The sequence below is a fragment of the Staphylococcus sp. HMSC071G07 genome (assembly GCF_001811435.1).
In the GTDB taxonomy this organism is placed as follows: Bacteria; Bacillota; Bacilli; order Staphylococcales; family Staphylococcaceae; genus Staphylococcus; species Staphylococcus pettenkoferi.
This window is the reverse complement of record NZ_KV804750.1, coordinates 298,184-309,286: the sequence shown is the minus strand read 5'-3', so window position 1 is coordinate 309,286 and position 11,103 is coordinate 298,184. Positions and strand designations below refer to the sequence as shown.

Annotated in this window: 12 protein-coding genes and 1 riboswitch; of the genes, 10 read left to right on the top strand and 2 right to left on the bottom strand. The window is 39.2% G+C overall.

Features of this window, described 5'->3' with window-relative positions; translation table 11 throughout:
- Positions 1-454 precede the first annotated feature (454 nt).
- Positions 455-679: riboswitch (Lysine riboswitch) on the top strand.
- A gap of 83 nt (positions 680-762) precedes the next feature.
- The 8 genes from HMPREF2802_RS01535 to lysA all read left to right on the top strand — a co-directional run bounded on the left by HMPREF2802_RS01535 (position 763) and on the right by lysA (position 9,132).
- Positions 763-1,965: an aspartate kinase gene (locus HMPREF2802_RS01535; protein ID WP_070502537.1), complete on the top strand. Its 1,203-nt coding sequence runs from the start codon at positions 763-765 to the stop codon at positions 1,963-1,965.
- 24 nt (positions 1,966-1,989) lie between these two features.
- The gene (locus tag HMPREF2802_RS01530) at positions 1,990-2,973 is read left to right on the top strand and encodes an aspartate-semialdehyde dehydrogenase (protein ID WP_002472068.1); all 984 of its coding nucleotides are present in this window, start codon (positions 1,990-1,992) and stop codon (positions 2,971-2,973) included.
- 43 nt (positions 2,974-3,016) lie between these two features.
- Positions 3,017-3,901 (top strand): 4-hydroxy-tetrahydrodipicolinate synthase, encoded by an 885-nt coding sequence (gene dapA / locus HMPREF2802_RS01525; RefSeq protein ID WP_070502536.1) that lies wholly within the window; start codon positions 3,017-3,019, stop codon positions 3,899-3,901.
- Positions 3,901-4,623, top strand: coding sequence for a 4-hydroxy-tetrahydrodipicolinate reductase (gene dapB / locus HMPREF2802_RS01520; RefSeq protein ID WP_070502535.1), 723 nt, complete (start codon positions 3,901-3,903; stop codon positions 4,621-4,623). The genes dapA and dapB overlap by 1 nt, the downstream gene beginning before the upstream one ends.
- Positions 4,624-4,640: 17 nt before the next feature.
- Positions 4,641-5,360 (top strand): 2,3,4,5-tetrahydropyridine-2,6-dicarboxylate N-acetyltransferase, encoded by a 720-nt coding sequence (dapD, locus tag HMPREF2802_RS01515; RefSeq protein ID WP_070502534.1) that lies wholly within the window; start codon positions 4,641-4,643, stop codon positions 5,358-5,360.
- A 275-nt stretch (positions 5,361-5,635) separates the two neighbouring features.
- On the top strand, positions 5,636-6,793 hold the full coding sequence (locus HMPREF2802_RS01510) for a M20 metallopeptidase family protein (RefSeq protein WP_070502533.1): 1,158 nt from the start codon (positions 5,636-5,638) through the stop codon (positions 6,791-6,793).
- Positions 6,790-7,863, top strand: coding sequence for an alanine racemase (locus tag HMPREF2802_RS01505; protein ID WP_070502532.1), 1,074 nt, complete (start codon positions 6,790-6,792; stop codon positions 7,861-7,863). Before HMPREF2802_RS01510 ends, HMPREF2802_RS01505 begins: the two co-directional genes overlap by 4 nt.
- Before the next feature lie 3 nt (positions 7,864-7,866).
- Positions 7,867-9,132, top strand: a complete 1,266-nt coding sequence (lysA, locus tag HMPREF2802_RS01500; protein WP_070502531.1) for a diaminopimelate decarboxylase — start codon at positions 7,867-7,869, stop codon at positions 9,130-9,132.
- A gap of 70 nt (positions 9,133-9,202) precedes the next feature.
- Here lysA and cspA read toward each other — a convergent pair whose 3' ends face one another.
- The gene (cspA, locus tag HMPREF2802_RS01495) at positions 9,203-9,403 is read right to left on the bottom strand and encodes a cold shock protein CspA (protein WP_001831260.1); all 201 of its coding nucleotides are present in this window, start codon (positions 9,401-9,403) and stop codon (positions 9,203-9,205) included.
- 180 nt (positions 9,404-9,583) lie between these two features.
- A complete protein-coding gene (gene msaA, locus HMPREF2802_RS01490) occupies positions 9,584-9,892 on the bottom strand; it encodes a regulatory protein MsaA (protein WP_049406108.1) in 309 nt (102 codons plus the stop codon).
- 279 nt (positions 9,893-10,171) lie between these two features.
- Here msaA and HMPREF2802_RS01485 point away from each other — a divergent pair, with 279 nt between their 5' ends.
- Together HMPREF2802_RS01485 and HMPREF2802_RS01480 are read left to right on the top strand one after the other, a co-directional pair.
- Complete coding sequence (locus tag HMPREF2802_RS01485; RefSeq protein ID WP_070502530.1) at positions 10,172-10,441, top strand: acylphosphatase; 270 nt, start codon at positions 10,172-10,174, stop codon at positions 10,439-10,441.
- 13 nt (positions 10,442-10,454) lie between these two features.
- Positions 10,455-11,078, top strand: a complete 624-nt coding sequence (locus tag HMPREF2802_RS01480) for a 5-bromo-4-chloroindolyl phosphate hydrolysis family protein (protein WP_002471694.1) — start codon at positions 10,455-10,457, stop codon at positions 11,076-11,078.
- The last annotated feature ends 25 nt before the right edge of the window (positions 11,079-11,103 follow it).

The following is an 11,103-nucleotide window of genomic DNA, read 5'->3' as shown; positions in this document are numbered from 1 at the left end:
CATCAAGCGTCTCGAGTCGACATTGAAAATTAACTTATCAATTATTTTCTAATATAATGTTCATTGTATATAATCGGACTTCCAGTGTTTATAAATGTTACTTTTATATGATGGTTCATATCAATTCCTCTATACTCATATTATCTATTCCAACTCTTCTATTGATTTTAAAACTATGCTAGGATTATCCAACGTTTCATCGTTAACGATTTAATTAACCATCACTCAACTTACATCATTTCATCTATAATTGACCAACATACCACTCCTTTCAATCATAATTCTTTTTAATTTCCCTAATTTTCTCACTCGCACATCTTTTATTTTTACACTTATGTAGCAATTGCATATTTATCGTACATTATTTTTCAGATTTTTTTGATTAAAAGTTAAATTTGAGGTTTACAGGCTATACGCATCTATGTATAATAAAAAACATATTGAAAAGCTAATAATTCAAAGATGAGGAGCATCAATCATCAGTAAATGTTAGACGGCCTTGATTTCTTTTTTGCTAATAATTATCTGAAAAGGAACACTATTCCCTACCTGCTAGTAGCTAACATTGAAAGGGTGCGATGCCGAAGTGATTTCTCTTAGCAGAGGGAGATCATTGGACTTTCTTGTTAATAGCAAAGAGTCTGTCATTATTGTTAGATAATGGAGTGCATCACTTGTAGATAGATTGAGGACAAGCTCGCATTCCGAACTTGTTCTTTTTTTATTACTGTGATTCTCCCCTAATTGAGGAGGATATTGAAATTGAAACGAAGTGTTTTAAAATTTGGGGGTTCTTCTGTCAGTGATTTTCACAAAATTAGAAATATTGCTGACATGCTGAAAAGTCGAGTAGAGGCAGGAGAACAACTCATCGTGGTAGTCAGCGCAATGGGCAAGACAACGGATGAGTTAATGAACAATGTCTCAACGCTTACTACAAAGCCTAAGGAGCAAGAACTGGCCCTACTACTCACAACGGGTGAACAGCAAACAGTATCATACCTTTCAATGGTACTGAATGATATCGGCGTAAATGCTAAAGCGATGACGGGCTATCAAGCAGGTATCAAGACTGTTGGACATCATCTTAAAAGTAAAATTGCGGAAATCAATCCACAGACGTTTGATCACGCATTTGAAACCAATGATGTACTCGTCGTTGCTGGCTTCCAAGGAATTAACGAACATCATGAAATTACTACGCTAGGTCGCGGGGGTTCAGATACGACCGCCGTAGCATTAGCAGCGAGTAACCAGATTCCTTGTGAAATATATACCGATGTAGATGGCGTTTATGCGACGGACCCGCGTATCTATAAAGACGCGAAACGACTTGAATATGTCTCCTTTGAAGAAATGATGGAGATGAGTGCATTAGGCGCGGGTGTGTTAGAATCGAGAAGTGTTGAAATTGCCAAAAATTACAATATTCCAATTTATCTTGGCAGAACCCTATCAAATGTGAAAGGAACTTGGATCATGTCTAGAACAGAGTTGTTAGAGAAAAAAGCAGTAACCGGGGTTGCATTAGATCGCAACATGATGCATGTAACGATTAGTCATCCCCTACCCGATAATCGTCTGTTGACCGCCCTCTTTGATCAACTAGAAGCAGGGTCAGTCAACGTCGATATGATTTCACAAATTATTAATATCGAAGGACTTCAAATGTCATTCACTATTAAAGATACTGACTTAGGACAAATTAATGGAATTCTCGAACATTTATCGAATGAGTTTAAAGCGTTAGATTACAAGATTAATGATTCTTACGTTAAGATTTCGCTCATCGGTTCAGGCATGCGTGACATGTCGGGCGTGGCATCTCGCGCGTTTATTACCTTAATCGAGAACGACATTCCATTTTACCAAACAACAACGTCAGAAATTAGTATTTCAAGTGTGATTGATGAGGAGAATGGTGATAAAGCTGTTTCCGTCCTCTACGAAGCATTTGATATTTAAATCAATCCAGAGGAGTGTATATAGATGACAAGATTAGCTGTAGTTGGTGCCACAGGACTAGTGGGAACAAAGATGTTAGAAACGTTAGATCGCAAAGCCATTCCATTTGATGAACTCGTATTGTTCTCCTCTGCTCGTTCAGCAGGTCAGGAAATCGATTTCCAAGGACAAACGTATACCGTTCAAGAGCTCACTGAAGCACGAGCGCAAGAACATTTCGATTATGTTCTTATGAGTGCTGGCGGAGGTACGAGTGAGCATTTCGCTCCCCTTTTCGAAGAAGCAGGCGCGATCGTTATCGACAATTCAAGTCAATGGCGTATGACAGAAGATGTGGACTTAGTCGTTCCTGAAGTGAACCAACCACATTTTACTAGAGGGATTATCGCTAACCCAAACTGTTCAACGATTCAATCTGTCGTGCCGTTAAGACTCTTGCAAGAACGTTTCGGACTTGAACGTGTGGCTTACACGACTTATCAAGCTGTTTCAGGTTCAGGCGTTAAAGGTAAAAGAGATTTAACTGAAGGTGCGAATGGTAAAGCTCCAGAAGCCTACCCTCACCCAATCTATAACAACGTCTTACCACATATCGATGTGTTCTTGGAGGATGGCTATACGAAAGAAGAACAGAAGATGATCGATGAAACACGTAAAATCTTGAATGATGAGACTTTAAAAGTGACAGCGACATGTGTGCGTGTTCCAGTACAAGATAGCCACAGTGTTCACATGAGTGTGACGTTAAAGGACACAGCATCAGTCGAAAGCATTCAACAACTATTTGATGAAGATGACCGTGTCGTACTCATCGACAATCCAGAACAAAATGAATATCCTCTAGCGATTCATTCTACAGGTAAAGATGAGATCTTCGTTGGACGAATTCGTCGCGATGATACTTTAGACAATACGTTCCATGTATGGTGTACATCTGACAACCTATTGAAAGGCGCTGCGCTCAATGCAGTTCAAATCTTAGAACAAGTCATGCAACTAAAGAAATAACCGAATTGCAACAATATTAACAACTTGAAAGGAGTTATATATCATGACACATATCTTTGAAGGCGTGGGTGTTGCTTTAACAACCCCTTTTACCAATAACGAAGTAGACTATGGTGCATTACGTGAGCACGTGACATACTTACTAGAGAATAACGCGAAAGCGATTGTCGTTAACGGAACTACTGCAGAAAGCCCTACCCTAACGGATGAAGAGAAAGAGCAAATATTAGAAACAGTTGTAGGACTCGTGAACGGCGAGGTTCCAGTTATTGCAGGTACAGGTACCAACAATACAGCGAAATCAGTAGCAGCATCGAAACGTGCGAAAGAGTTAGGTGCAGATGGCGTAATGTTGATTACACCTTACTACAATAAAACGAATCAACGTGGCTTAGTTGAGCACTTTACGACGATTGCGAATGAAGCTCAAATTCCAGTGGTACTTTATAACGTGCCTTCACGTACGAATATGACGATTGAGCCAGAAACGATTGAAACGTTGAGTAAAAATGAATACATCGTAGCATTGAAAGATGCGACAAATGATTTCGATTACTTTGAAGAAGTGAAACAACGTGTCGATACAGATCATTTCGCTTTACTCAGTGGTAATGATGATAATGTAGTTGAATTCTACAACCGTGGTGGTCATGGCGTGATTTCAGTTATTGCGAATGTGATTCCACGAGATTTCCAAAATTTATACGACGCTAAACAAAATGGGGAAAATATTGAAGAAGCATTTCAACCAATTGGTCGCTTGCTAGATGCGACGAGCATTGATGTGAATCCTATTCCAATCAAAGCTTTAACAGCTGTTGAAGGATTCGGTAAATATGAGTTGCGTTTACCGCTCGTGCCACTTCCTGAAGCTGAGCGCAAAGGATTAGAAGATGCATATCAAAGTTATAAAGCAGGTGATTTATAATGAAGATTCTCTTAATTGGCTACGGTGCGATGAACGAACGTCTGGCACGCTTAGCAGAAGAGAATGGCCATGAGATTGTCGGTACGATCGTAAGGGATGCGTCGAAGTCGTATCCCTACCCGACTTTCCAACATATTAGTGAAGCTAAAGAAGCAGATGTGGCTATCGATTTTTCAAATCCTGAATTATTATTACCTTTACTAGATGAAGATTTCAATCTTCCTTTAGTCGTTGCCACTACTGGTAAAAAGGATGAGATTATCGATAAGCTCCAAGCACTTGGTAAACAGATGCCCGTCTTCTTTAGTGCCAACATGAGTTACGGTATACATGTGTTGACTAAATTATTAGAAACAGCAGTACCTTTACTTCAAGACTTCGATATCGAACTCACTGAGGCGCATCACAATAAGAAAGTTGATGCGCCAAGTGGAACACTCGTTAAGCTATATGATGTAATTGATGAGTTGAGACAGGATTTAGAGCCTGTGTACAATCGACATGACAATGATGAGAAACGCCAACCGAATGAAGTGGGAATTCACGCGATTCGTGGAGGCACTATTGTCGGTCAACATGATGTCTTATTTGCAGGTCAAGATGAAACGATTGAACTCACTCATCGCGCTCAATCTAAAGATATTTTTGCGAATGGCGCATTAAATGCAGCGACGAAGTTAGTAACTAAAGAGAATGGTTTCTATACATTTGATAATTTATAAACAAAGGAGAGAGATGGATGGTACAACATTTATCAGCAGAAGAAATTATTCAATATATTAGTGATGCGAAGAAATCAACGCCTTTAAAAGTTTATGCGAATGGGAACTTTAGTGATGTCACTTTCCCGGAACAATTTAAAGTCTTCGGTTCAGATGATTCGAAAGTCATCTTCTGTGAAGCGGCAGATTGGAAACAATTTTACGAAGCAAATGCATCTGCTATTGAAGAATTAGAAATTGAGATGGATCGACGCAACTCAGCTATCCCTCTCAAAGATTTAACGAATACGAACGCACGTATTGAGCCCGGCGCATTCATCCGTGAACAAGCTATTATTGAAGATGGCGCTGTAGTAATGATGGGTGCTACAATTAATATTGGTGCCGTCGTTGGCGAAGGTACAATGATCGATATGAACGCAGCATTAGGTGGTCGTGCAACGACAGGTAAGAACGTCCACGTAGGTGCTGGTGCAGTCCTTGCAGGTGTCATTGAACCTCCAAGTGCTTCCCCTGTTGTCATCGAAGACAACGTGCTTATCGGAGCGAACGCAGTCATCTTAGAAGGTGTCACAGTCGGCGAAGGTGCAATCGTTGCGGCAGGCGCAATTGTTACTCAAGACGTGCCAGCGGGTGCAGTAGTAGCTGGTACGCCAGCGAAAGTCATCAAACAGACATCAGACGTTGATGATTCTAAACGGGAAATTGTTTCAGCATTAAGAAATTTAGATGATTAAGTATTCAATAATGATAGCATTAAAGATAATTTAAGTGATACTCGGTAGGATTGTGTGAATTTATCGTTATGTAAAATGATTATTTTTTAAGAAACGCTTACACATACTTAGAAGATATTCGTTCACTTCTGCCGAGACATATCACACCAACTTTAAGGGATAACTTTAGAACACTTCTAGCTTTAGACGGTTGTAGCAATGATTTAACTATAACTTGTGTAGAGTGAGGACGCAGTTATCCCTTATACATATTTTAAACAAAGGATAGGATTGTTATGAGTGAATTAGAATTTGTTACGCACCATCGTCGCCATTTACATGCACATCCAGAACTGAGCTTACATGAGTATGAAACGACTGAGTATATCGTGAAGTTTCTTGAAGATTTAGGTATTCATTATGAGCGCCCTCTCGATACGGGTGCTATCGCTTTTTTAGAAGGTAACGGGAATCATACAATTGCTTATCGCGCAGATATCGATGCTTTACCTATCTTTGAAGAGAATGATGTTGACTATCGCAGTCAAGAAGACAACGTGATGCACGCGTGTGGTCATGATGGACATACAACGGCGCTCATGTTGTTCGTTCAAAGATGTAAACGTCTGAGTGACGAAGGTCGATTGCAACAAAATGTCGTGTTTATCTTCCAACCTGCTGAAGAAACAGGCGGTGGTGCAAATCGTTTAATCAAAGCGGGTGCATTTGAAAGTTATGATATTGAAGCTATCTTCGGTATTCATGTTATGCCTTTCGTCGATGAAGGTCATGTCGCTTTACGCGATGAAGAAATCACAGCTAGTGCGACAGAATATCGATTTTTCTTGAATGGCCTATCTAGTCACGTAGCGGACAAAGAGCAAGGGCGTTCATGTGGTGAAGCGTTACAGCACGTGTTGACGCAAGTAGGACAAATTCAACAATTTCATCTCAACGGCTTGAAACGTAATATCGTGCATATGGGACACTTTGAAGCGGGAGAAGCGATTAATACAGTGCCTAGTCATGGTTATTTAGAAGGTACAATTCGTACATATGACACACAAGATCTAGCTATTGTTAAAAATCAAATGGAGCGCATTGCCGAAAGCGTGAAAGCTCTCTTCAATGTTGAATGTGAAGTGAAATTTGAAGAAGGTTATCCCCCTACTTACAATGCGCCTGAACTTAGAAAGTTTGTAGATAAAGGTTTAACTGAAGCAGGTTTAGGTATTATTGATAAACCAACGCCGTACCTCTTTGGTGAAGATTTCAGTTTCTATAGCCAACTGGCGCCAAGTTATTTCGTCTTTGTAGGTACGCGAGATGAAAGTAAAGGTTACGTTACAGGCTTGCATACGTCTCATTTGAACTTTAATGAAAGTATGCTGATTCGTGTGGCAGACTATTATGAACAAATCTTAATGAATTATGAAGAGGTGCTAGCAGAATGACAGCGATTTGGTCAGTAGATCGACAAACTTTTATAAATAATGCGCAAAGCGTTAAAGGTAATAACAATGTGATGGCTGTTGTGAAGAATAATGCATATCACTATGGATTAGAATTCGCTGTTGAATCCTTTCTAGAAGCTGGTATAGATACGTTTAGTACGACTTCTTTAAAGGAAGCAGTTCGTGTACGTGAGTTAGCGCCAGAAGCAACAATCTTTCTTATGAATCCGAGTTATGAGTTCGACACGGTACGTCAGTACGACATTCAAATGACGTTACCTTCTTTGGATTATTATTATCGTCATAAAGAACAACTGCAAGGTATTAAAATTCATATTGAATTTGAGAACTTGCTACATCGCTCTGGCTTTAGAACACTAGATGAGATTCATGAAGTGTTAAGTGCGATCGAGCAAGAAGATGAAGATCAACGCGTGATTGTTGAAGGGTTATGGACGCACTTTGGTTATGCCGACGAATTCGATGTGCCAGAATATCAAATAGAGCGAGAAGCTTGGTTAAAGATTGTCGATACACTGCTTTCAGAGGGCTATCATTTTAACCTGATCCATGCGCAAAATAGTGCAAGCTACTATCGCGAAGAGGGCTTACTCCCCCACCATACTCATGCGCGCATAGGCATCGCGCTCTACGGTTCAAGACCTTACAGCTCGCTTGATCAGAGTGAAATCACGCAAGCACTGACACTCAAGGCGAATGTGATTCAAATCCGAGATGTACATCAAGGCGATTATTGCGGCTATAGCTTTGCTTTCGAGGTGACTGAACCTCATACGCGTTTAGCAGTCGTTGATATTGGTTATGGCGATGGCGTCCTTAAGTCTCGTGCAGCGCATGATGTGTTGATTCACGGCCGTCGTTTCCCTATTCGTGCTTTAATGATGAGCCATATGTTTGTAGAAGTAGATGAGACAGTCCATGCAGAAGATGAGGTTATATTATATAATGGTGATATACGTGTAGATGAATTTACATTTAAAGGTGTGGGCGCGAATTCTGAACAACTCAGTGCGCTCAATCATCATTCATTGATAAAGGAGATACGATAAGTTATGGCTGTTAAATATAATGAGTATGGCGAATTAACGATGGGTGGTACGAGCTTGAAGACGCTCGCTCAGAGCTTTGGTACCCCTGCTTTTGTTTATGATGAAGACGAAATTCGTAATCAAATGCGTCGTTATCATGAGGCTTTTCGTAAAAGTGGTCTGAACTATAATATTTCTTATGCTTCAAAAGCTTTTACTTGCCTACAAATGGTCAAATTGGTCGATGAAGAAGATTTACAATTAGATGTGGTGTCTGAAGGAGAACTATACACAGCACTCGCTGCAGGTTTCGACCCAACACGAATTCACTTCCATGGGAATAATAAGACGAAACGTGAAATTCAATATGCATTGGAAAATCATGTGGGTTACATCGTGATTGATGCACTTGAAGAAATTGATTTGATCAATAAATACGCGAGTGAACCAGTAGATGTGGTCGTACGCTTAAATCCTGGCGTTGAAGCACATACACACGAGTTTATCCAAACGGGTCAAGAAGATAGTAAATTTGGACTTTCAATCAAGCATGGTTTGGCTAAAGAAGCGGTCGAAGCGATTAATGACAAAGAGAAATTGAATCTCAAAGGGGTTCACTTCCATATCGGTTCTCAAATCGAAGGTACTGAAGCAATGATCGAAACTGCGAAACTCGTGCTTCAATGGTTAACAGATAATAATATTGAAGTTGATTTACTCAATTTAGGTGGCGGCTTCGGTATTAAGTATGTAGATGGTGACACAAGCTTCCCTATCGAAGAAGGCATTGCAGAAATTACGAGTGCGATTAAAGAAACAGCTGAATCATTGAATTACCCTGTGCCAGAAATTGGTATTGAACCAGGACGCTCTATCGTTGGTGAAGCGGGCGTGACTTTATACGAAGTCGGAACAATTAAAGAAATCCCAGGTGTAAATAAGTATGTTTCTGTAGACGGGGGTATGAGTGATCATATCCGCACAGCGTTATATGATGCTGATTACGAAGCGCTATTAGTCAATCGTGAAGAAGAAGCGGATGAAACAGTGACGATTGCTGGTAAACTTTGTGAATCTGGCGATATTATCGTACGTGAAGCAAAACTCCCTTCTTCTGTACAACGTGGCGATTATTTAGCTATTCTTTCAACAGGGGCTTATCATTATTCTATGGCTTCAAACTATAATCAAATGCAGAAACCACCCGTATTCTTTATGAAAGATGGTAAAGCACGTGAAGTGATCAAACGTCAATCTCTACGTCAACTCATCATCAATGATACGAAATAAAGATAAAGACACAAAAAAAGAGCCTTAATTAAGGCTCTTTTTTTGTGTCAATTGGTATTAAAATCTATAATTATAGTTTAACAACGTTTGCAGCTTGAGGACCGCGGTCGCCTTCAACTACTTCAAATTCAACTGATTGACCTTCTTCTAATGATTTGTAACCTTCTTGGTTAATAGCTGAGAAGTGTACGAATACGTCGTTTTCTCCTTCAACTTCGATAAAACCAAAACCTTTTTCAGCGTTAAACCATTTAACTGTACCTTGTTTCATATCTGTGAAACCTCCAAGACTAAAATTCAATCAATATGCGTTATTCGCATATTACAAAAAATACGGTTTCACAGTCAAACTGAAATACAATATTCTTTGCAATATGGAATAATACTTATTGCTTGATTACCAGTATACGTTAAAGCATGTTAAAATGCAATACAATTATCAAAAAAGGAATTATTCAATAATTGGTAGATTATAATAAACTTCGTTATTATTTAATACAATGAAACTATAAAATATTTGTAGGTCTTCATCACAGTCTTCACAGAACCCTAGTTCACAGTTATTATAAAAGGCATGAATGTTGTACTTTCCTACAATGTAGTTATCATAGTATGCTTTAGCCTTTGCAATCATTTTGCGATAAGCATTTAACATCTCAGCGTAAGTTTCATAGTTGTAACGTTCAATAATACAGTCTGTCCAGTCACTAAAAAGCCACCAACCTTCGTAATCAGCTCTGATCTTTGTAACTGTCCACATCCCTTATTACATCCTTTCGATTATGTCGCTATACGTAATTTGAATACCATCCTTATGAGACGATACCTAAATATTCAGAGAGTTTCACTACTCATCTCATCAAAGTGAAGATGAGCGATAGCGCACTTTACGTATGTAACAAAGTAACTATAATATTTTCAGAGTTTATAAATCAAGTTTTACGACTCATACTTTTGACCGATGTTACACTCAACGTGCAACGCAAATATTAGTTTTGCGCCTTAAAATTTCGTATAATAAGTATATGAGGTGATATGAATGGAACGTAAGCATATGAAAGTGTATGGTACTGTTCAAGGTGTTGGATTTCGTTACTATACACAAAAGTTAGCTAAAAAGTATGGAGTAGTCGGCACAGTACAAAACGTACAAGACTACGTTGAAATATATGCGCAAGGTGACGCAGAAGCTCTAAATCAATTTGTCGAAGCTGTATCACAAGGCGCTTCCCCTGCTTCTAAAGTCGAAGATGTCGATATTGAAGTATTAGAAGTTGACGAAAGCTTAAAGAAATTTAAAACAATATAAAGGAAGATGAAACTTGAGATATAACATTTCTCGTATTATTGGAGCTGCCTTTGCATTTCCAGTTGCTGTCATCGCTTGGATTGTCAGTTTGTTTGCATTAGACATCTATGTCATTATCGATGTGTTAATCTCAATTGTGACGTTTGGAATCGTTTACTTCCCTACTCAACGTCTTTCTTCACGCAAGTATCTTCAAGAAATCGGTTTATCCCGTAGAGATTATAGATTCGTTCGTCATCAACTTAACGACGCGCAAGATAAGATTAGACGTATCTTGAGAACGTTTATGAATGTACGTTCGATTAAAGATTTTAAACAGGTCAACGAGATTTATCGCATTGCGCGAGCGATTTATTATACTGTAAAGCAACAACCGTCGAAGTTCTTTATCGTAGAGAGTTTCTTCTATTCGCATATCGATAATGCGTTGAATCTTATCGAAGCTTATACACGTCTCACACGTTCACCTAAGAAGACGACGACAGAGAAGCAAAAGCTTGAGCAAACACGTATTACGCTAGATGAAGTCAAGCGTACATTGACAGCAGATTTGAGACGCTTGAATGAAGATGACTATCAAACTTTAGATGTCGAAATGGAAGTTAACCGTATGGAGCAAAAGCGCTATCGTAACTAAAATGTATGAAGAAATGGAGCGAATG

Bases quoted from the DNA above. Each gene is read 5' to 3' on its own strand.
- HMPREF2802_RS01510 (WP_070502533.1), top strand. From the start codon at position 5,636: ATGAGTGAATTAGAATTTGTTACGCACCATCGTCGCCATTTACATGCA.
- dapB (WP_070502535.1), top strand. From the start codon at position 3,901: ATGAAGATTCTCTTAATTGGCTACGGTGCGATGAACGAACGTCTGGCA.
- msaA (WP_049406108.1), bottom strand. From the start codon at position 9,892: ATGTGGACAGTTACAAAGATCAGAGCTGATTACGAAGGTTGGTGGCTT.
- HMPREF2802_RS01530 (WP_002472068.1), top strand. From the start codon at position 1,990: ATGACAAGATTAGCTGTAGTTGGTGCCACAGGACTAGTGGGAACAAAG.
- HMPREF2802_RS01485 (WP_070502530.1), top strand. From the start codon at position 10,172: ATGGAACGTAAGCATATGAAAGTGTATGGTACTGTTCAAGGTGTTGGA.
- dapD (WP_070502534.1), top strand. From the start codon at position 4,641: ATGGTACAACATTTATCAGCAGAAGAAATTATTCAATATATTAGTGAT.
- cspA (WP_001831260.1), bottom strand. From the start codon at position 9,403: ATGAAACAAGGTACAGTTAAATGGTTTAACGCTGAAAAAGGTTTTGGT.
- lysA (WP_070502531.1), top strand. From the start codon at position 7,867: ATGGCTGTTAAATATAATGAGTATGGCGAATTAACGATGGGTGGTACG.
- HMPREF2802_RS01505 (WP_070502532.1), top strand. From the start codon at position 6,790: ATGACAGCGATTTGGTCAGTAGATCGACAAACTTTTATAAATAATGCG.
- dapA (WP_070502536.1), top strand. From the start codon at position 3,017: ATGACACATATCTTTGAAGGCGTGGGTGTTGCTTTAACAACCCCTTTT.